This is a genomic window from Ureibacillus sp. GCM10028918 (assembly GCF_042666115.1).
In the GTDB taxonomy this organism is placed as follows: Bacteria; Bacillota; Bacilli; order Bacillales_A; family Planococcaceae; genus Ureibacillus.
The window spans coordinates 1-20,462 of the sequence record NZ_JBHTFK010000038.1 but is presented as its reverse complement, the minus strand read 5'-3'; the positions used below and the strand labels follow the sequence as shown (position 1 = coordinate 20,462).

At 36.0% G+C, this 20,462-nt stretch carries 19 protein-coding genes and 1 pseudogene; 5 read left to right on the top strand and 15 right to left on the bottom strand.

Annotated features, from left to right (window positions below; all coding sequences use genetic code 11):
- The first annotated feature begins 46 nt into the window (after positions 1 to 46).
- Both ACFQU5_RS17805 and ACFQU5_RS17800 read left to right on the top strand, forming a co-directional pair.
- Entirely contained in the window at positions 47 to 427 is a 381-nt protein-coding gene (locus ACFQU5_RS17805; RefSeq protein ID WP_390290895.1) for a LysR family transcriptional regulator, read from the top strand.
- Positions 428 to 943, top strand: a complete 516-nt coding sequence (locus ACFQU5_RS17800) for a LysR family substrate-binding domain-containing protein (protein WP_390290892.1) — start codon at positions 428 to 430, stop codon at positions 941 to 943.
- Between the two features lie 348 nt (positions 944 to 1,291).
- Here ACFQU5_RS17800 and ACFQU5_RS17795 read toward each other — a convergent pair whose 3' ends face one another.
- Positions 1,292 to 1,852 (bottom strand): LOG family protein, encoded by a 561-nt coding sequence (locus ACFQU5_RS17795; RefSeq protein ID WP_390290889.1) that lies wholly within the window; start codon positions 1,850 to 1,852, stop codon positions 1,292 to 1,294.
- A 52-nt stretch (positions 1,853 to 1,904) separates the two neighbouring features.
- Between ACFQU5_RS17795 and ACFQU5_RS17790 the strand changes: the two genes are divergently transcribed.
- On the top strand, positions 1,905 to 2,219 hold the full coding sequence (locus ACFQU5_RS17790; RefSeq protein WP_390290887.1) for a MazG nucleotide pyrophosphohydrolase domain-containing protein: 315 nt from the start codon (positions 1,905 to 1,907) through the stop codon (positions 2,217 to 2,219).
- A 111-nt stretch (positions 2,220 to 2,330) separates the two neighbouring features.
- Here the strand turns inward: ACFQU5_RS17790 and rlmH are convergent, their stop codons facing one another.
- The 9 genes from rlmH to ACFQU5_RS17745 all read right to left on the bottom strand — a co-directional run bounded on the left by rlmH (position 2,331) and on the right by ACFQU5_RS17745 (position 12,120).
- Complete coding sequence (rlmH, locus tag ACFQU5_RS17785) at positions 2,331 to 2,810, bottom strand: 23S rRNA (pseudouridine(1915)-N(3))-methyltransferase RlmH (RefSeq protein WP_390290884.1); 480 nt, start codon at positions 2,808 to 2,810, stop codon at positions 2,331 to 2,333.
- 231 nt (positions 2,811 to 3,041) lie between these two features.
- On the bottom strand, positions 3,042 to 3,206 hold the full coding sequence (locus tag ACFQU5_RS17780; protein ID WP_390290882.1) for a CxxH/CxxC protein: 165 nt from the start codon (positions 3,204 to 3,206) through the stop codon (positions 3,042 to 3,044).
- Positions 3,207 to 3,385: 179 nt separating this feature from the next.
- Positions 3,386 to 4,675 (bottom strand): S1C family serine protease, encoded by a 1,290-nt coding sequence (locus ACFQU5_RS17775; protein ID WP_390291074.1) that lies wholly within the window; start codon positions 4,673 to 4,675, stop codon positions 3,386 to 3,388.
- A gap of 131 nt (positions 4,676 to 4,806) precedes the next feature.
- A complete protein-coding gene (locus ACFQU5_RS17770) occupies positions 4,807 to 5,595 on the bottom strand; it encodes an MBL fold metallo-hydrolase (RefSeq protein ID WP_390290879.1) in 789 nt (262 codons plus the stop codon).
- 4 nt (positions 5,596 to 5,599) lie between these two features.
- The gene (locus ACFQU5_RS17765; RefSeq protein ID WP_390290875.1) at positions 5,600 to 6,472 is read right to left on the bottom strand and encodes a two-component system regulatory protein YycI; all 873 of its coding nucleotides are present in this window, start codon (positions 6,470 to 6,472) and stop codon (positions 5,600 to 5,602) included.
- Complete coding sequence (locus tag ACFQU5_RS17760; protein WP_390290872.1) at positions 6,459 to 7,760, bottom strand: YycH family regulatory protein; 1,302 nt, start codon at positions 7,758 to 7,760, stop codon at positions 6,459 to 6,461. The genes ACFQU5_RS17765 and ACFQU5_RS17760 overlap by 14 nt, the downstream gene beginning before the upstream one ends.
- The gene (gene walK, locus ACFQU5_RS17755; protein ID WP_390290869.1) at positions 7,757 to 9,583 is read right to left on the bottom strand and encodes a cell wall metabolism sensor histidine kinase WalK; all 1,827 of its coding nucleotides are present in this window, start codon (positions 9,581 to 9,583) and stop codon (positions 7,757 to 7,759) included. Before walK ends, ACFQU5_RS17760 begins: the two co-directional genes overlap by 4 nt.
- Positions 9,584 to 9,588: 5 nt before the next feature.
- Positions 9,589 to 10,299: a response regulator YycF gene (gene yycF / locus ACFQU5_RS17750; RefSeq protein ID WP_390290866.1), complete on the bottom strand. Its 711-nt coding sequence runs from the start codon at positions 10,297 to 10,299 to the stop codon at positions 9,589 to 9,591.
- Positions 10,300 to 10,641: 342 nt separating this feature from the next.
- Positions 10,642 to 12,120 (bottom strand): peptidoglycan DD-metalloendopeptidase family protein, encoded by a 1,479-nt coding sequence (locus tag ACFQU5_RS17745; protein ID WP_390290863.1) that lies wholly within the window; start codon positions 12,118 to 12,120, stop codon positions 10,642 to 10,644.
- Between the two features lie 540 nt (positions 12,121 to 12,660).
- Between ACFQU5_RS17745 and ACFQU5_RS17740 the strand changes: the two genes are divergently transcribed.
- Complete coding sequence (locus tag ACFQU5_RS17740; protein WP_486395323.1) at positions 12,661 to 13,476, top strand: YitT family protein; 816 nt, start codon at positions 12,661 to 12,663, stop codon at positions 13,474 to 13,476.
- Between the two features lie 93 nt (positions 13,477 to 13,569).
- Here the strand turns inward: ACFQU5_RS17740 and ACFQU5_RS17735 are convergent, their stop codons facing one another.
- From ACFQU5_RS17735 to ACFQU5_RS17715, 5 genes are all read right to left on the bottom strand, one after another.
- Positions 13,570 to 14,856, bottom strand: coding sequence for an adenylosuccinate synthase (locus tag ACFQU5_RS17735; RefSeq protein WP_390290857.1), 1,287 nt, complete (start codon positions 14,854 to 14,856; stop codon positions 13,570 to 13,572).
- A gap of 258 nt (positions 14,857 to 15,114) precedes the next feature.
- Positions 15,115 to 16,476 carry a replicative DNA helicase gene (dnaB, locus tag ACFQU5_RS17730; protein ID WP_137730452.1) on the bottom strand — a complete coding sequence of 454 codons (1,362 nt, stop codon included), beginning with the start codon at positions 16,474 to 16,476 and terminating at the stop codon, positions 15,115 to 15,117.
- A 12-nt stretch (positions 16,477 to 16,488) separates the two neighbouring features.
- Positions 16,489 to 16,935, bottom strand: a complete 447-nt coding sequence (gene rplI / locus ACFQU5_RS17725) for a 50S ribosomal protein L9 (RefSeq protein WP_390290852.1) — start codon at positions 16,933 to 16,935, stop codon at positions 16,489 to 16,491.
- Positions 16,932 to 18,905, bottom strand: coding sequence for a DHH family phosphoesterase (locus tag ACFQU5_RS17720; protein ID WP_390290849.1), 1,974 nt, complete (start codon positions 18,903 to 18,905; stop codon positions 16,932 to 16,934). The genes rplI and ACFQU5_RS17720 overlap by 4 nt, the downstream gene beginning before the upstream one ends.
- Positions 18,906 to 18,917: 12 nt before the next feature.
- A complete protein-coding gene (locus ACFQU5_RS17715) occupies positions 18,918 to 19,859 on the bottom strand; it encodes a YybS family protein (protein WP_390290846.1) in 942 nt (313 codons plus the stop codon).
- A gap of 348 nt (positions 19,860 to 20,207) precedes the next feature.
- Here ACFQU5_RS17715 and ACFQU5_RS17710 point away from each other — a divergent pair.
- A pseudogene (locus ACFQU5_RS17710) lies at positions 20,208 to 20,357 on the top strand (TerC family protein); the annotation flags it as partial.
- Positions 20,358 to 20,462 lie beyond the last annotated feature (105 nt).

Sequence of the window (20,462 nt, the reverse complement as noted above, 5' to 3'; positions counted from 1 at the left end):
ATTGAATGATACTAAGACGTTTAACATATAAGTGAGGAGGATTACCATGATAGAATTTCGTAGAATACTATATTTTATAGCAGTTGCCGAAGAATTGAACTTTACAAAAGCCGCAGAACGACTGAAGATCTCTCAACCTCCTTTAAGCCAACAGATAAAAATATTGGAAAAGGAAATGAATGTAACATTATTCAATCGAAATAAACGAGTTGTAGAATTAACAGAAGCAGGAAAATACTTCTTAGAGAAGGCAAAAAATATTGTCCAAAATCTGGAATTAGTTTATGAAGAGACGAAACAGATTGAGGGGGGGAAATTTGGGAAACTCTCCATTGGTTTTACAGGCTCTGTTACATATGATTTATTACCGAAGCTGATTCAAACCTACCAACAAGCAAACCCAAAAATCAATATCATTTTAACGTAGATGTCTTCTGCAAGACAGGTGGAAGCCCTAGAAAACAAGGAAATCGATATTGGCATGTTAGTGCCTCCTATTGAATCCAATTCATTAAAGTTAAAAACGTTACGGAGCGAGCCATTTATTATAGCGATTCCTAGTAACCATCCATTGGCCAATTTAAAGGAACCCGTAAGTTTATTTAATTTCAAAAATGAGCCATTTATCTTTACTGACCGGGATGTAGGCCACGGTTATTACGACGCAATAATCAGCCTATTTTATGAAGTTGGATTTAGCCCCATTAAATCTCAACAAGCCAATGAACTCCAAACCATAGTTTCATTAGTAGCATCTGGAGTAGGAAATGCGGTCTTACCAGCATCCATCATGAATTATATTAATAATAAAGTGACCTATTTAACACTAACTGAAAACAACACTTCCTGTACTTCTTCAATGGCCTGGAGAAAAGACAACTACTCTGCAACATTAAAATCTTTTGTCAAACATGTTGATCATCAGAATCTTTGTTTAAGTTAATTCAGTATAATTTGAATAGAAGTTAATGGTATACCTTTAACTTTTCGAAATCATTGATAAAGAAATTCTTAATGTAAAAAGTTCCGCTTAATTGGAGAAATTGAATTTAACGGAAAGCAAATCAGCAAATATTGCTGATGATATTTAAATCTTACAAATGCTATTCGATTAGATGGAGATTGATGAATATGAGTTAGTAATTGAAATTGAGAACACTCACTTATTCACCAATCAAAACTATAGCACCAATCCTATTATGGAGTGGTGCTGATTGCTAAAACCCGCATTTACTTGTGATAAGGTTCTCCGTAACATTTATACATTTATAAGTGCGGTTTTACTATTGGATTAATATGTCCGAACTATAAGAGGTGCATAATTCGATATATATTGTTCAATTTCATTGAAAGAGTCAGTAAATAACATCGCCTTTTTATCTGCTTCAGTTAAAAAACCGCTTGTCACCATATCATCATAAAAATCTTTTAATTTATCATAGTAGCCACCTATATTGAATACAATACAAGGATTTTGGTGTTGTCCAATTCTCGCCCATGAAATCGCCTCGGAAATCTCCTCTAGCGTTCCAGGTCCTCCAGGCAGTGCTATATAGCAGTTTCCTAATTCAATCATCTTGTTTTTACGTTCAGACATGGAATTAACAATTGCTAAATGGGTTAAATTCGGATGACTTAACTCCCTGTCGACTAAAAATGTTGGAATAATACCGATTACTTCACCGTTATGTAATAAAACTTCATCTGCAACCACACCCATCAGACCAGCCTTGCCTCCACCATAAACTAAAGTATGACCATTTTTGGCAATCCATTTCCCAAGTGATTTAGCAGCCTCTACATATAAATCGTTGTTACCTAAACTCGCACCGCAATATACTGAAATATTCAAATTATCTACCTCCTCTATGCTATTATTATAAAAGTATAAGGAGTGATTTTCATTGAATATTTTCGAATATCAAAAATGGATAACAGAATTTTATAAAAAACGAGGATGGTATGATTTAAACGCTTTTATTCGTGTAAACTTTTTAACGGAAGAGATTGGCGAAGTTTCCAAAGCAATTCGAACGATTGAAATTGGTCGTGATCGTCCAGATGAAGTAACTCTTTCAAAGGAAATCCAAATCGAGAATTTAAAAGAAGAACTAGGCGATGTACTTGATAATTTATTTATTTTGGCAGATAAATATGAAATTGATTTAACAGAAATTATGTTAAGCCATAAAGATAAACTTACAAAAAGATATCAATAAAATAATGCATATAACCTTAAAAAAGTTAGATTATATAAGATTCAGATTATAACATTACCACCTAAACCGCTGTTATATCAGCGTTCTAGGTGGTATTTTCCATACATCTACTTACTTATGATACGGTTCACCCTTAATAATTCTAAAACTGCGATAAATCTGCTCGACCAGCACAAGCTTCATGAGCTGATGTGGGAGAGTCATTTTGCCGAAGCTAAGTTTTTCGTCAGCACGCTTAAGTACATCGTCATGAAGCCCGAGTGAACCGCCAATGACAAAGGCGACCTTGCTTGTACCATATGTCATCAGTGATTCGAGATCTTGGGCCATATTTTCTGAGGATTTCATTTTCCCATCGATTGCGAGGGCAATAACATGCATGCCATCATTAACTTTTGCTAGTATTCGTTCGCCTTCCTTACGTTTCACGATTTCCATTTCCGCTTCACTTAATTGTTCGGGGGCTTTTTCATCCGGGACTTCCACTATTTCCACTTTGGCATAGCCACCGAGACGTTTCACGTATTCGTCTATGCCCATCTTTAAATACTTTTCTTTTAACTTTCCGACCGAAATGATCGTGATATTCACAGATTTTCCACCTTTACATTCCATTCATAAATTAATAATCACCAATCAATATCTACTCAATTGTAACTCAAATAAACAGCTTCAATGCTCACTATATATAGGTTTCATTATTCATTTTAATTAGAAAATTTAAATACAAACAATTTATCCACCTTAATATTTTATTTACAAACAACTTATCCACAAAAGTTATACACATATCCACATGTTCGTTCTATATATTGTGTAAAGTTATTTACTTGATACAATATATGTTGCATGCTCCTCACAGTAAGAACATTTTGTGGATAACTTTTCGCCATCCGGTAATTTGTCCATAATTGGGAACTCTTTTGTTTCCGCCACGAACATGTCTAATGCGTGATCTATATGGCTTTCACAGCTATAAACTTTCATTATTTAGCGCCTCCTTTTTTTCAGAAATTTTAACAAACTTATTCACAGTTTATTCTATGTTATCCACAATCTATTGTAGCAAACAAAAAAAGAGTAGGAAAGAAAAGGCTTTTCTTTCACTACTCTTTGTGCATATTTTGTTATAAGTTATCCACAATTTTGATACTTATCTACACTTTTTACACTGATGTTCCTTCTGTCAATGTTAAATTTAACTCCATTAACTCACCTTGACGATATACTTTAATTGTTATATTATCACCGATATCTGTCTCGTTGTATAAGTATTGACGAAGATCAATGGCGTTTTCAACTTTTTGCCCGCCCATTTCAACAATCACGTCATATTGTTCTACACCAGCATTACCCGCTGCTGAACCTTCCACAACTTCTGATACTACAACACCAGTTGTTACTTCCTCAGGCAGACGTAACTGTTGTTGTTGGTAGAATGCCGGTACATCTGTTAAATCTAATAAGCCAATTCCCATCGTTGGGCGTTTTACTTCACCATTCTTTTCTAGCTCTTCAATAATTGGAATGACAGTATTAATTGGAATCGAGAAGCCTAATCCTTCAACCGTATCTTGGGCAATTTTCATGGAGTTAATCCCTACTAATTCACCAGCAATGTTAATTAATGCACCACCACTGTTCCCTGGGTTAATGGCAGCATCTGTTTGCAGTACTTCTGTTTCCCAGTCCTCCGTACCATCAGCATTTAAGTCAACCGGTACAGATCTGTCAGTACCTGAAATAACCCCTGTTGTCACGGAACCATAGAAATCTAATCCTAGAGGATTCCCTATTGCAATGACTGATTCACCTTGTTTCAGTACTTCTGAATCTCCAAACTTTGCAACTGTTTTAACCTTTTCACTACTAATCGAGACAACTGCTAAATCTGTCCAAATATCACTACCAACTAATTTCGCTTCTTCCTTTTGTCCATCCGCTAGCGTAACTTCGAGTTGTTTCGCTCCTTCAACTACATGATAGTTTGTAATGACATAGGCAAGATCATTGTCGACTTTATAAATAACACCAGACCCACTACCAGCTTCAGCAGTCGCTGCTTGTTGATTCCAGAAATCACTTACCTCTTGCATATTTGTAATCCCAACCACTGCATCTGACACTGATTCAACAGCGGTTGTAATATCCGTTGTTACTTCAGTTGCTGTTTGTGTAATTGTTGATTCTGAGTCGTTGTTTGTACTTGTTGAGTGATTAGAACTAGGAAGCTGATTCGACATAGAAGGCACTAGTAACCATATTAATAATGCACCGATAATGACACCGGCAAGCCCGCTTAAAAAGTAACCAGCCTTACTACCGCTACCCTTTTTGGAGCGTCGCTTATTTTCTTCTTCCTGCTCACGTCTTAAACGTTCTTGCAGAGGTGAGTATGAATTTACTGATTCGTTTTGTTCTTGCTGTTTATGTTCATCTTCATTATAATTACTCATCTTCTTCATATCCTTTCGTTCTCTTGTTGTCATTATGATACAATCCGAACATTAAAATTACATGAAAATTAAATAAAACAAAATTAAAAAAGAAGATATGACAAATGAAATTTTGTCATACCTTCATAAAACTAAACCGTTACTAATAAAGTTGGCTCTTCTGCGTCTGTATCATGGATATTCACGTATTCCCCAGCAATAATACCACAGGATTGTAGAGTTTGTGTTACGCTCATACGTGCTAAATCTTTCATATTATTATCTTTGCTTAAATGAGATAAATAAATTTGAGTTGGTTTTTCAAAAACGACTTCACTCATCGCAATCGCTGCATCTTCATTTGAGACATGTCCAACATCACTTAAGATACGTCGTTTGATAGACCAAGGATAACGTCCCATTTGAAGCATGCCGACATCATGGTTACTTTCAAACACAAAGGAATCGGCACCTCGTATAATGCCCTTCATCCGATCACTGACATAGCCAGTGTCTGTAATTAAAACGAGCTTACGTCCATTCTCGTGAAAGGCATAAAACATCGGATCTGCCGCATCATGCGAAACAGCAAAGGATTCAATATTCAAAGAACCAAAGGATTGTACAGTTTCCATATTAAAAACAAATTTTTGTTCTAATGGGATGTTTCCAATGTGCCCCTCCATTGCTTGCCATGTTTTTTCGTTCGCATAGATTGGGACATTATATTTTCGAGCCGCTACACCTAGGCCTTTAATATGGTCGCTATGTTCGTGTGTTACTAAAATTCCTGATAATTTTTTCATATCACGATCAATTTTAGCAAACAGTTGCTCCATTTTTTTGCCACTTAAACCGGCATCGACTAGAAATGCATGTTCATCGTTTTCGACATAGATGGCATTTCCAGTAGATCCACTTGCTAAAACACTAAATCGCATACGATTACTCCCTACTTTTTTCTAATTCAGTTTCTAGATCAATTTCATTATTGTCTAACGTGGTATCTCCCTCTTCATCTGCTGTTGATGCATCATCTACCAAATTAAGTATTACCCCTTCAACAGCATTAACAAAGTATTCTTTTACTTCTTCATTTTCTGTTTCAACTCGAATTTCCCATGTTGGAACCAGTACTTGTTGTAACTGTAATAGTGTGGAATAGCCTAAATTTACTTGGGTAATTTTAGAGTTTGATTCCAACAGCCCTTTATTATAAAGCAACGTTATTGCATTCAAAGGGGTTGTTAATGTTTTTTCTTCCTCATTAGCTTCTAAATCTTCTAATAGAGTTTGCTCATATCGTATTATTTCGTTCTGATCATTCCAGTGTACTGTAACAGAGCCATTCTTAATATAATAAAGAATCCTTGAATTCATTGTCTGGAAGAAGGTAGCATTTCTGTTTTCCTTATCAATTTGCCACAAAGTATAAGAAGTTCCATTATAAACATTTAATTTTAAGAATTCATTATAGGATGTTTCTTCATCTAAATTTTTTATTTCAAAGGGTTCTTCTAAAGTGACGACGAGTTTATTCTTATCAATTTTAATATCTTCGGCGTTTTCAAGCGAAAGTTCCTCGTCTTCAAAGTTCTTTGCTTTCCCTGAAATATATGCTGCTTTTACAATATTAGTAGGCAGCATTCCATACGTAATATTATCATCCTTTAGACGATCTTCAATATTTCTTTCTCCCCACGATTCATTCTGAACTAGTTGTGATTCCGTATGACGGTTTAAAAAAAGCGAGTATAAAAAGACATCCAAAATCAAAAATACGACGATGAAAATAGATTTCGATTTACTCCAATCCATACTGCGCCCCTCCCACTGGTTTAGTCGTTAAGGGTACCGGATTACCATCCCGAATGGCAAACCAACTAGGTTCAAGGGAATATACTTTAGATTCAGGTGAATCAGGTGTTAAATAATAACCCAAAACCAACTCTTCAATATCGTCTAAATTTTCAATTGTGTCAATTATTTCTGGTCCTGACGGTAATTGCCAGGGGTTAGATACAGATATTCCAAATAAATAATAGGGTCTTGTATATTCGAAAACCTGATTATCTCCCCAAGTAATGGCTATTCGAGTTGATATACTACTGCTGTATACAGGCAGACCGTGCAGGAATAATTGATATTCGATATAACGATTCGCTACATTACTATAATTATATCTGTAATCTCCTGTTAAGCCACCATGCTGGTTTATAAAATCATAGCTATCTTGTAAGAGCTCCGAAGGTTCTATTTCAGGTATTTCAAATATGCTATCAGATTGAGGATATACATAGCTAATCGTTTTTTTCCTTGAATCAGGAGTCATCATTGCCGTTCCATCCGTATAAGAGTTACTCTCGATGTTCTTTCGAACTAAATTTGTATCTTTAAACAAAACATTTTTAAATGTTTCTGGAGAAATTTCGTCAATATAGTACGTGTACTGGAACAAGTCCACCGGGTTGGATGGTACATATAAAGAGAGTTCGTTAGGTCTCTCTATTTCCTCATAAGGTACCGATTGTTGAACTGCCTTCATAAAAGTAGAATTAAATTGTTCCTCACTAATAGCAACAACTGTTGTGTACATTGTTTGATTTTCTTTACTAATTAAAGATAAATCCAAGATTTTATTTTTCAAGTTGCTCCAATCAACCAATATATAACTAAATGTAAAGTCATATAAATCACCTTGAGTAAATTGGAACACGGAACGAAATGCATTAATCGGTACTTCCGAAGAAAAGAAAAGTGTCATTTGGTTTTCCGAATGAATCTTATTATTTATCTCTTCTTCCGATAACCTTTGCATACTAGTCAATTCCGTTGCATTCAACCCCTTAAAGGCATCCATTACATCTTTACTAGCTGTTGCTGAGCCAGTTCCTAAAAAACTCCCATTTTGATGCGAGAGAATACGGTATGGTTTTAACACTTCTTGTATTGATTCCTTTTGCTTTCCAATCTTGACTTGCTGAACGGTTGAATCCTCTATACTTTCATAATTTGGCGTATATGTCCATATTGAAAATGTTAGTATAAGGCTTAAAACAACGAGAAGAAACAAGACCAATGATTTGATTTGTTCTACATGCTTCATTCCCAATCACCTGCCTCATCCAACTCATATGGCAATGTGAAGAAAATCGTTGTTCCTACCCCTTCTTCACTTTCAGCCCATATCTTACCGCCATGTGCCTCAATCATTTCTTTGGCAATAGCCAGTCCTAATCCTGTACCACCCATTGCACGCGATCTGGCTCGGTCAACGCGATAGAATCGATCAAATATTTTTGTTACATTTTCTTTAGGAATTCCCATGCCGTCGTCGGAAACCATTACTTTTAACATATTCTCTTGTACAGTAAAGCCAAATCGGATATTTCCCCCATCTGGAGAATACTTCAATGCATTTGAAATAATATTATCAATTACCTGAGTCAGCTTATCTGTATCCACCTCGACAAAATAAGAAGTATCCGGAATATATCGATCAAACTTAACATTTTGTGATTTAGACATTTCAAATCGATCAATTATTCGATTGAAGAATTTATTAAACTCAACAAATTCCTTATTTAACTTATAATCTCGACTATCCATTTTCGATAGATTCAGTAAATCATTTACAAGACGAATCATGCGCTCTGTTTCAGTTTGTGTAACATTTAAAAATGTAGGCGCAATATTTTCATCTCTCCATGCCCCGTCTGCAAGTGCTTCCAAATAACTTCTCATTGTTGTTAATGGTGTACGTAATTCATGGGAGACATTTGCAACAAATTCTCTTCTTTCCATATCAATCTTTTCTTGTTCTGTAATATCGTGAATTACCGTTATTAACCCGTTAACGAATCCTGTTTCCTTTTGTATAACAGAAAAATTCGCTCTTAAAATAAATGGGTTATCTTGTGTACTGTAATCTAGGTTAATAGATTCCTTCATGTGAATTAAGTCTTCAAAACTATATTCTTGATCTAATCCTAATACTGAAGCTATGGGCCGACTTAAAGTGGTTTCACGTGTAACCTCTAAAAAGTTAAGCGCAGGATCATTGATAAGAATGACTTTTCCCTTCCGGTCGGTCGCAATTACGCCATCCGTCATATTACTTAAAACTGAAGCAAGTTTTCTTCTCTCTGCTTCTGTAGTAGATTGTGCTTCTTGTAATCGATTTGTTAAATGATTAAAGGCAAGAGCAAGTTGGCCAATCTCATCGTCCCCATATACCCGAACCTTTCTTGAATAATTTCCTCTCGACATGGCCTGTGCTTGTCTGCGCATATCCAGAATAGGCTTGGTAATGGTTTTGGCAAATAATATTCCGAGAATAACAGTAATAGCAAGAGACATAGCGATACCAATAGCGAAAATTTGGTTAATTTCCTTCATTTGTTCGAAAACACTTTCAATATCTGCTTTGATATAAAGTACACCGGTATCTTTTTCATTTGGATTTAAGGTATCCCTGATAGGAGCAGCAAGAACCCATACTCGCCTTCCGGATTCCAATTTAATATTCTCTGCATACTCTCCGGATGAAAGAGCTCTTGTTATTGTATCGTTGTAAAACTTCTGCCCTACAATAGATTTGTTGTCTGGATCCGCGGTAGCTTGAACTGTATTCTTATCAACAATTAAGATTTCGTTGATATCTTCATTGGCAAATTCCAATAAAATAATACCTAAGCTATCTTGCAGTGTAGGTGTTGTATCATCACGATCCTTGTCCCATTCTTCTTGAATGCTATATTTTACTAAGTCAATTCGTTGCGTAATGGATTGTTTGAAGTTGTCTTTTAAACTTTCCTCCAATTTAGAAGAGAAATAGATCCCGATAATTTGCAATGCAATGATAATCAGCAATACATAGATTAGAACAATTTTTACGTGAATGGACTTAAAAAAGCTCACTTTGTGCATTTGGATTACTCCTGTTCAGGATTTCGCAAATAATAGCCTACACCACGACGTGTGACAATCCAGTTTGGATGACTTGGGTTGTCTTCAATTTTTTCACGTAAACGGCGAATTGTAACATCCACTGTTCGCACATCTCCAAAATAATCATATCCCCATACTGTTTGAAGTAAGTGTTCTCGCGTCATTACTTGGCCAATATGTTTCGCTAGATAATGTAACAACTCAAATTCGCGATGTGTTAACTCGATCGTTTCACCGCGTTTTAAAACTAAATAAGCATCTGGTTGAATAATTAGAGTACCTACCGTAATGTCGTTTGTTTCTTCTTTTACTTCTTCTGCTTGATTAGACACTTTTAAACGACGCATATTCGCTTTTACACGGGCAATCAGCTCACGTGTACTGAATGGCTTCGTTACGTAGTCATCTGCTCCCATTTCCAGACCTAAAACTTTATCAATTTCAGAGCCTTTTGCTGTTAGCATAATGATTGGGAAATCATATTTTTTACGAATTTCACGACAAACTTCCATTCCATCTCTTTTAGGAAGCATAATATCTAGCAGCATTAAATCCGGCTGCGATTCTTCCACTTTTTCTAGTGCTTCATCGCCGTCATAGGCACAGATTACCTGGTATCCTTCTTTTACTAAATTAAATTGCAGAATGTCTGCAATCGGCTTTTCATCATCACAAATTAATATTGTTTTTGTCATCAGTTTCTCTCCTCTTTATCATCAATTCATCTATTGTACGTTTAAATAATATTCGTAAGTTATTACAGATAAATGAGAAGCAAAACCTTGCTCATTACGACTTCTCATTTGTATTAATCATGAATCACATAAACAAATATATTTATGCATAAAGCTATTATACCAAATAAAGACCCTTAATAAGTATTAGAAACCGTTAATCTATTAATCAGTATTATCTAAATAGGTTATTTTCTTTCACGAAAGAAATTTATTTATTTTCTGGGAAATATTTCGACAAATTTAGTCATGCGTTTTTAATAAAAAAGACAGTCCTTGTAAACTTGGACTGTCTTGCTTATTCTAGTAGTTTAAATAAGATAATGGATTAACTAGTGCTCCATTCTTATGCATTTCAAAATGTAAATGAGTGCCTGTTGATCGACCTGTCGAACCCATTATTCCAATTACAGAACCCTGAGGGACTACTTGCCCTACACTTACATTTATTTCTGAAAGATGTGCATAGATTGTTTCATAGCCATTGTTATGGTTAATAATAATTCTTTGACCATATGTTCCATCCCAACCAGTTGCAGTAACAATTCCATTGTCAGATGCTTTTATATCATAGTTGGATGGGCGAGCAATATCAATTCCTCTATGGTAACTCCCCCAACGCGAACCCATTTGACTTGAAATATAACCGCCAACTGCCGGCCATGCAAAATTGCCTGTACCGCGCGACGAAATGACTTTCGTTCCTTCAACAGTAATACTATCAACTGGTTCAGTTAAAACAGTTTCATTTGTAACCGTCTTTTCAACAACTGCACCATTTACTTGTGAGATTAAATAGGAGACTTCTTTCTTACCTTTAGATCCCTCTTGTTTAACAACGGTTTCACCTTTGAACATTGTTTCATCTTCTTTAACAATTTTTTCAAAAGGAATTTCCGCCAGTGTATTTTTCTCTTTCACTACTTCAACATTTACTAGTGGTTTTTCAACCGTAACATTTATTTCTTGGTCGATTTGTAACAATGAATCTTCTGTTAAACCTGGGTTTAACTCCATAATTTGTGCTGTAGAAAGATTATGCGCACTCGCAATTGTACCTAGTACATCACCTGGTTGTACGGCATAGGTCTCTTTTTCAAGCGAACCTGTTTTTAAATATTCTACTGCCTTTGTAGGTGTTACGATTTGATCTGGGCTAACCTTTGTTTCACCACCAGAAATCGCTTCTACTACTTTAATTTCTTTAATACGTGTTTCCTTTGCTGCTAAAGCGGGTAGTGTTTCAAGAGAAGCATTGGCCTCGTATTTTTGCAACTCTGCTTCTGTTACGTATTGAAGCTTTAATAAGCGCATTGTCTTATTGAAGTCAGCCTGATCCTTTAAGTAAACAATTGGCTTTCCATCAATTTGTAATGCATAGCTATCAGCTTCTACAATATTTTCTTCTTTTAACTTCGATAATGTTGTAGAATCATCTGTTTCATAGGAGAAAACTTGCTCAGGAACTAAAGTAACATTTGAATTAACATCAAGATTGTAATCTTGATAAAGCTTTTGTGCTTCTTGTTCTTTCGTTTCAATCATCTCTGTAACAGTTTCCTCATTTGAGACTGCTCCTAAGTATGTATCTCCTACATAAACGTGGTAGATTTTTTCAAAAGCATTTGTATTTGCTTCATTTGCGAATGCATAACTAGAACTAAGTGATGTGAATAAATAAGTAGTAATAGCTGCTTTTTTCAATATATTAGATTTACTAGATTTAAGACTTATAGTTTGTTTCTTTGTAAAGTCTCCGCTGACGTTCCATTTCGAACTCATGATAAAGCCCCTTCCAAAGACCACCCATTCACTGGGGTATTTTCCATGCAAAAATTTGCACTTTTTTAATGTACCATAATCTTTTTTCCTATTAAACCATTTGAGTCCTTTGTAATGAAAATGTATTATTTGAATATTCACTGTTACAAAATAGGAAATTTAAACTATAGGAGTGTAATATTTTTATGATAAACAAATATATTGATTGAATATTTATCAAATTTCTATAAATAAATCTTCGTTTGTTTTAATTTTTTGCTGTTTGTTTATATTATTTTTAATTTTCAGTATAATTAGATTGCCCTAGACATTCGCAGCCATTTGTTATTCTTCGACATTAGAGATACTATCCTCCCTCAATTTAATAGGTCATTATTCACACTTGGCCTAAAATCATTTAAATCCATTATTTTTTAATTTTATTGGTCACAAATTAATACATTTATAAGAGGAGATTGGGGGGAAAGGATGAATAAAAGTAAAGCCATCTACGCATCTGAAATCAATAAGGTAAGTATCGGAACTAAGGTACTACGTATTATGATGGTAATCATAGGAGCTATCATCTTTGCAGTTGGACTTGAGTTATTCTTAATACCGAACACAGTAATGGATGGAGGAATTGTTGGGATTTCCATTATTCTATCTCACTTAATGGGGATACCTACTGGAGTATTCATCTTCATTATTAACATTCCTTTTATATACATAGGTTATAAACAAATCGGGAAAACCTTTGCTTTAATGTCCTTACTTGGCATAACAATCCTTTCAGGGGCAACTATGATCATGCACCATATCCATCCTTTTACATCCGATCTACTACTAGCTACTGTATTTGGCGGAATTTTATTGGGGGTGGGTGTTGGACTGGTTATTCGTTATGGGGGTTGTTTAGATGGAACTGAAGTGATGGCCATTTTATCCAATAAAAAGCTTCCTTTTTCAGTAGGAGAGATTATTTTAATTATTAATCTAGCCATCTTTACCATTGCAGGGTTTGTTTTTACATGGGAACAGGCTATGTATTCTGTCATTGCTTATTTTATTGCATCAAAGGTTATTGATATTGTCGTGTTAGGAATGGAAGAGTCTAAATCTGTCTATATCATTAGCGACGAGATTGAGGAAATCGGTCAAGCTATTATGGCTCGATTAGGGCGTGGTGTAACCTATCTTCATGGTGAGGGTGCCTACACAGGGAATAACAAAAAAGTCATCTTCTGCGTCATCACTCGTTTAGAGGAATCGAAAATGAAAGAAATTGTGCGAACGATTGATACACAAGCTTTCCTAGCTATTGGCAATATTAGCGAGGTAAAGGGTGGCCGCTTCAAGAAAAAGGCCATTCACTAAGTATAAAAAACTACTAATGGCAGCCATTAGTAGTTTTTAAATTTATTCAAGCCTGTTTGCGCCTGTCGCAGGCTTTCGGCGCAGACAATATTGTTAATCCCAAATTGGATTAACAATATTAGTCTGTTCACGTGCTGGGCCTACTGAGAATGTCATTAGGTTGATGCCAGTTAGTTCAACTACGCGTTCTACGTATTTACGAGCGTTTTCTGGAAGTTCTTCTAAAGTACGCATCGCTGTAATATCTTCAGACCAACCTGGTAGTTCTTCATAAACTGGTTTACAAGCTTCTAGAACATTTAAGCTTGCTGGATACTCAGTGATTACTTCACCATTGTATTCGTAAGCCGTACAGATTTTTACTGTTTCAAGTCCAGATAATACATCGATTGAGTTTAATGCTAGGTCAGTAATTCCACTTACACGACGAGAGTGGCGAACTACAACAGCGTCAAACCAACCTACACGACGTGGGCGGCCAGTTGTTGTACCATACTCACGGCCAACTTCACGAATGTGATGACCAATTTCATCGAATAATTCTGTTGGGAATGGCCCATCACCTACACGGGATGTATATGCTTTACTTACACCAACTACACGAGAAACATGAGATGGCCCGATACCCGTACCAGTTGTAACCCCACCTGCAACAGGGTTTGAAGAAGTAACATATGGGTAGGTTCCATGATCAACGTCTAACATTACGCCTTGTGCACCTTCAAATAACACACGGCCACCTTCGTCCAATACGTCATTTAACACTTTAGAAGTATCTGTTACGTATTTTGCAAGTTCTTGGCCGTATCCGTAAAATTCTTCGAAGATATCCTCAAATTTTAAGCCTTCCACTTCGTAGTACTTTTCGAAAAGGCGGTTTTTCTTTTCTAAATTCTCGCGTAGCTTTTGTTCGAATACTTCACGATCAAGTAAGTCCGCGATACGAATCCCCATACGTGCAATTTTATCTTGATAACATGGGCCAATCCCTTTACAAGTTGTCCCGATTTTATTATCTCCACGTGAAGCCTCATCCACTTTATCTTGATGAATGTGATATGGCAGAATTACTTGAGCACGGTTTGAAATACGTAAGTTTGACGTATCAATTCCACGTTCTTGCAATCCTTTTAGTTCATTTACTAGAGATTTTGGGTTTATTACCATCCCATTCCCCATAACTGAAGATTTTTCTTTATAGAAAATACCTGATGGAATTAAATGCAATTTGTAAGTTTCATCGCCAATTTTAATTGTATGACCTGCGTTATCGCCACCTGAAAAACGAGCGATTATATCTGCTTTTTTAGATAGGAAGTCAGTAATTTTCCCTTTACCTTCATCTCCCCATTGTGTTCCAACAACTACAACTGATGTCATTATCAGCACCTCCGCTAGACTCAAGTACGTTTATTATTCTCATTAATAAGCAAAATATCCCATTAATTCCGCATGAACAACACGTACGATTATTATCTTAATTACTTAATAGTATTTATTTACTCATAAAATATTTCACTTTATCAAACAGCTTTAATTGTAACAGTGATTGCCAGTAGAAGTCAATGAAGAATAAGAAAAAACACGAACAAATGATTAGTGATTTTTAATCATTGTTCGTGTTCCTATTTTTGATCGTTAACCTGCATTCGCTGGCATCGGATGTTGCGACCAATCAATATTGATAAACTTATTGAATTCTTTTTTAAATGCCAAAGTAACCGTACCAGTCGGGCCATTACGCTGTTTAGCAATAATGATTTCAATCATGTTTTTGCTTTCACTTTCTTTATCATAATAATCATCACGATATAAGAAAGCAACAATATCGGCATCTTGCTCAATACTTCCAGATTCACGAATATCACTCATCATCGGGCGTTTATCTTGACGTTGCTCAACTCCACGCGACAACTGAGATAAGGCGATTACAGGAACTTTTAATTCACGGGCAAGGGCTTTCAACGAACGCGAGATTTCAGATACCTCTTGTTGACGGTTTTCGCCACTACGACCGCTTCCTTGGATTAACTGTAGGTAATCGATTAGTATCATCCCTAATCCATGTTCTTGTGCAAGACGACGGCATTTGGCACGAATTTCATTGATACGTAGACCAGGCGTATCATCGATGAAAATACCTGAATTCGATAGACTTCCCATTGCCATCGTTAACTTACTCCAGTGGTCTGCCGTAAGTGCACCCGTACGGAGTGCTTGTGCATCGATATTACCTTCTGCACATAACAAACGCATAACAAGCTGCTCAGCACCCATCTCCAGAGAAAAGATAGCCACGTTTTCACGTGCTTTGATGGCCACATTTTGTGCAATGTTTAAGGCAAAGGCGGTTTTCCCTACTGAAGGACGCGCTGCTACAATAATTAAGTCATTTCGTTGAAAACCAGCTGTCATATGATCTAAATCATTAAACCCGGTTGGAATCCCTGTTACATCGCCATCTCTGAATTGAAGTTGTTCAATATTGTCATAAGTTTGAACTAGTACGTCTTTAACATGCTTGAAGTCACCAGCATTTTTGCGGTTAGCGACTTCCATCATTTTCTTTTCAGCTTCTGATAAAAGTGCTTCTACTTCATCTTCCCGAGTATACCCGTCCTCTGCAATCTTGGTTGCTACACGGATTAATCGGCGTAAAAGTGCTTTTTCTTCAACAATTTTTGCATAATAGGCGATGTTTGCAGCTGTAGGAACGGCATTTGCAAGCTCTGTTAAGTATGAAAGCCCACCAACGTCTTCAAGTTCTTTTCTAACTGATAATTCTTCTGTTACAGTGACAACATCTATCGCTTTTCCTTGGTCACTCAAGTCTAGCATCGTTTGGAAGATTTTTTTATGGGCAATTCGATAAAAATCATCGGCTATTAGAATTTCAGATGCTGTTATTAAGCTTGTTGGTTCAAGAAATATCGCACCAATAACCGATTGTTCTGCTTCATGGTTATGCGGTGGAACGCGGTCCATAACGGAATCGTTCATAGACATCTCTCCTTAAGCCTCTTCAACCACATGAACTTTTAACGTTGCTTTTACATCATGATGTAATTTAACTGGAACATTTGTATAACCTAATGAACGAATGCCCTCGCAATCCATTTTACGTTTGTCAATCTTGATGCCATGTGTTTTTTGTAAGCTAGCTGCAATTTGTTTTGTTGAAATCGAGCCAAACAGTCGACCGCCTTCACCTGATTTAGCTTTAATCTCAACTTCTATGTTTTCAAGGTGTTCTTTTAAATCTTTTGCTGCCTGCAACTCAGCCGCTGCATGCTTTTCTTCTAGATTCTTTTGACCTTGTAATTGGCTAAGCGCTTGGTTTGATGCTTCTACTGCATACCCATTTTTAATCAGGAAGTTTTGTGCATAGCCATCTGCAACATTTTTGATTTCGCCTTTTTTGCCTTTACCTTTTACATCTTTTAGAAATACTACTTTCATTCTCCATTACTCCCTTCAACTGTTTCCAAAATTGCTTTGGTTAAACGACTCACTGCTTCTTCTATAGTCTCTACATCGATTTGACAAGCTGCATTTGTTAAATGACCGCCACCGCCAAGATTCTCCATAATAACCTGGACATTAATATCACCTAACGAACGTGCACTAATGCCAACTAAACCGTCTGGACGATGGGCAATAACGAAGGAAGCTGTTACATCCTTCATGGTCAATAAAATATCAGCTGTTTGGGCGATTAAAACAGAGTCGTAATTTTTATCATTTTCTCCTCTGGCAACTGCAATGCCTGGATATACAAACTTAACGGTTTGAATTAATTTCGAACGCTCAATATACGTATCAATATCTTCTTTTAATAATTGTTGAACAAGGATTGTATCGGCTCCATATGTTCTTAAGTAAGATGCCGCTTCAAAAGTACGGGCACCCGTCCTTAATGTAAAACTTTTCGTATCTACTATTATTCCAGATAACAGGGAAGTCGCTTCAAGTTTAGTTAACTTTTCATCTTCTGGTTGGTACTCGAGTATCTCTGTAACTAATTCCGCGGTAGAAGATGCGTAGGGTTCCATATACACAAGAGTTGGATTTTGAATAAACTCTTCACCACGCCTGTGATGGTCGATTACTACGACCTTATCAGATCGTTTCAGTAAACGTGCATCCATTACAAGACTTGGTTTATGTGTATCTACCACAATGACTAATGATTTCTCAGTCATTGTTGAAAGTGCTTCTTCAGGTGAAATAAAGTAACGATAGAGATCTGTGTTCTCTTCAATTTCATTCATTAATCGGTTAACACTACCATTAAGCTCATCAAAGTTGACTACAACATAGCCATTTACTTTGTTTTTCTGAGCCATTTTGCGAACACCGATTGCTGCTCCGATTGCATCCATATCTGGATTCTTATGTCCCATTATAAATACTTGATCACTTTCAATAATCAAATCTTGCAATGCATGGGAAATAACGCGAGCTCGAACTCTCGTCCGTTTCTCTACGGGGTTTGTTTTTCCTCCGTAGAACTTTAACTTACCACTTGGTTGCTTAATGGCCACTTGGTCCCCTCCACGCCCGAGCACCAAATCCAAACTTGATTGAGCCAATTCACCTAATTTAATAAGGGAAGAAGAGCCAGCTCCAACCCCAATACTCAGTGTAAGCGATAGATTTTTTTGAGCTGTTTTTTCACGGATATCATCCAGAATCGAGAATTTTTTCTTCTCTAAATCACCTAGGATTGATTCATTTAAAACCGCTAAAAAACGATCGGAGGATATGCGTCTTGCAAATATTCCGTGTTCAAAAGCCCACTCATTGATAATAGATGTGACCACCGTATTCGTTAAACTTCTTGATTGGTCATCCATTCCTTGAGTTATTTCATCATAGTTATCAATAAATAAAATTGCTAAAACAGTACGATCAGCAAAGTACTTAGACTCTATTTTTACTTGCTCTGTTACATCAAAGAAGTATAAAAGTTTCTCTTCCTGCTTATAGACCACTTTATATTTATGATCATTAATGGTAATTGTTTGCTCACGCTTTTCTTCTGATTTGGTCAAACTATATATTTCATCTGAAAGGTCAAAGATTTCTAATCCGATTAATGAATCTTCCTCGATAATCTCCGACATATACGGATTTGCCCATTCAATAACAAACTTATCATTTACAAGTAAAATTCCTATAGGCATTTCTAATAGAGCTTCTGAACCTACCTTTTTCATTCGAAATGACAGGGATTCTATATGTTTTTCAGTTTGTGAGAAGGTGATTTTTTCAATTTTCCATGCATATACTAACCCGATGGATGTGACTATTGCATAGGCTAAGCCAAACCAAATATTCCAAATGGTCAGTAGGATGGCACCTAGTAAGCCAATCATCGTTAGATACATAAGAGGGTGTCGAATCTGTCTCTTCCTATAAGTATCCATTTTATCAGCCCCCTACTTCTGAATCTTACCTTTGACAATTGAACGTATGTCAAAACCTAAATCCAATATTCCTATTAATACAAAGAAGGAATATAGCGGAATTGCCATTAAGGTTGCCAGCACTTTTAAAAACGGCGGTGAACCATATGCATCAAGGATAAAATGAATAAGAGAAATTCCTTGTAAGGTTAACAGCAACCATAGTATTAATGAGATGTTCAACGAAATGACGTAAAGTGCAGTACCACTTTCAGGGCTAATAAATAAATTAATCGACAATATGATTAAGTAATACCATAATACCGCTTTTGGCAAACGCATATTCTTAAATGAACGAAATTTTGGAACATTTATTCCAAAGCGTTTTAACATCGGTAAATTTATTGAAATAATGATAAATGTAGTGACAAACATCGCGATTGTAATAGAAGCTGGAATCATCGTTTCCATTGTTTCAAACATTCTATTAACTGTTTGTTCATCTAGAGGTGTTTGACCATTCAAGCTTTGTGAAAGTTCAATGGACTTTGAATACGTTTCTCGCATAATCGTCATTGATTCTTTTATAATGTCTATTTCAAATAGCTTTAAAGCGATAACATATTCGATGGCAAAAGTTATTAGCGCTGTAATTCCTGTAGACATTAGTAAAAATACTTTACTTCTTTTTAGTCGCAGTGCATCCCCTATAACAACCCCTGTTGCTGAATAGATCAGTGCAAAAGGAATAATCAGCAACCCTCCAATGAAGAAGGATGTAATACACCCTATCAATGCTACTAATAGCGAGGAATTCCGATCATATTTGGCACTATACCAAGCCATTGGTAGTGGAGCAAACAATGTTGCAACAATACTAATGATTGGAACATAAAATGCGATGGCAATAAAAATCGTAAAGAGTGCTATCATCATAGCACCATGCGCAAGCCTTCTGGTTTGATTATTCGGCATTTATAACCTTCCTTTGACTAATTAAAAAAATTCTTGTCATTCATATATTGTACCATCTTTTTATATAATGGACAAAATGCGGAGGGCAAAGGTCCATCTTAATTAGAATGAATAAGTCGTCAAAATCTAATAAGGATTTTGTTGGCTTTTATTATTGATTGTTTAGTTAGGTTAGCTTGCTTATTGTCAAAAAGGTTTCCTTTTTAGTCAAAATTAGTAGGTTTATAGCCTTTAACACTTGGTAATGTTTTCTATAGGCCATCAGGACTCTATATGAACTTTCCATCATGTCAATTCCAAAGTTTTAGCTAATCTAGTTAAATGTCAATTTCAATAGGAGGATCAGAATTGGATTTATCAATTTTAATGGAATACGGATGGGTATTGTTATTATTAGTCGCTCTTGAAGGATTGCTTGCAGCTGATAATGCACTCGTATTAGCAATTATGGTGAAGCACCTTCCAGAAAGAGAAAGGAAAAGGGCACTTTTTTATGGGTGAACTGAACCCCGAATAGTAGACACTTTAAAAAAAGTGCCCTATTCGGGGTTTTTTCTATGGAAAAAGCCCGTTATACTAAAACATAATTAATCTGAACGGGAG

Excerpts from the sequence above, each read along its gene's own strand:
- ACFQU5_RS17805 (WP_390290895.1), top strand. The coding sequence starts at position 47 with ATGATAGAATTTCGTAGAATACTATATTTTATAGCAGTTGCCGAAGAA.
- ACFQU5_RS17800 (WP_390290892.1), top strand. The coding sequence starts at position 428 with ATGTCTTCTGCAAGACAGGTGGAAGCCCTAGAAAACAAGGAAATCGAT.
- ACFQU5_RS17780 (WP_390290882.1), bottom strand. The coding sequence starts at position 3,206 with ATGAAAGTTTATAGCTGTGAAAGCCATATAGATCACGCATTAGACATG.
- ACFQU5_RS17775 (WP_390291074.1), bottom strand. The coding sequence starts at position 4,675 with ATGAGTAATTATAATGAAGATGAACATAAACAGCAAGAACAAAACGAA.
- ACFQU5_RS17770 (WP_390290879.1), bottom strand. The coding sequence starts at position 5,595 with ATGCGATTTAGTGTTTTAGCAAGTGGATCTACTGGAAATGCCATCTAT.
- ACFQU5_RS17765 (WP_390290875.1), bottom strand. The coding sequence starts at position 6,472 with ATGGATTGGAGTAAATCGAAATCTATTTTCATCGTCGTATTTTTGATT.
- ACFQU5_RS17760 (WP_390290872.1), bottom strand. The coding sequence starts at position 7,760 with ATGAAGCATGTAGAACAAATCAAATCATTGGTCTTGTTTCTTCTCGTT.
- walK (WP_390290869.1), bottom strand. The coding sequence starts at position 9,583 with ATGCACAAAGTGAGCTTTTTTAAGTCCATTCACGTAAAAATTGTTCTA.
- yycF (WP_390290866.1), bottom strand. The coding sequence starts at position 10,299 with ATGACAAAAACAATATTAATTTGTGATGATGAAAAGCCGATTGCAGAC.
- ACFQU5_RS17745 (WP_390290863.1), bottom strand. The coding sequence starts at position 12,120 with ATGAGTTCGAAATGGAACGTCAGCGGAGACTTTACAAAGAAACAAACT.
- ACFQU5_RS17740 (WP_486395323.1), top strand. The coding sequence starts at position 12,661 with ATGATGGTAATCATAGGAGCTATCATCTTTGCAGTTGGACTTGAGTTA.
- ACFQU5_RS17735 (WP_390290857.1), bottom strand. The coding sequence starts at position 14,856 with ATGACATCAGTTGTAGTTGTTGGAACACAATGGGGAGATGAAGGTAAA.
- dnaB (WP_137730452.1), bottom strand. The coding sequence starts at position 16,476 with ATGAACGATTCCGTTATGGACCGCGTTCCACCGCATAACCATGAAGCA.
- rplI (WP_390290852.1), bottom strand. The coding sequence starts at position 16,935 with ATGAAAGTAGTATTTCTAAAAGATGTAAAAGGTAAAGGCAAAAAAGGC.
- ACFQU5_RS17720 (WP_390290849.1), bottom strand. The coding sequence starts at position 18,905 with ATGGATACTTATAGGAAGAGACAGATTCGACACCCTCTTATGTATCTA.
- ACFQU5_RS17715 (WP_390290846.1), bottom strand. The coding sequence starts at position 19,859 with ATGCCGAATAATCAAACCAGAAGGCTTGCGCATGGTGCTATGATGATA.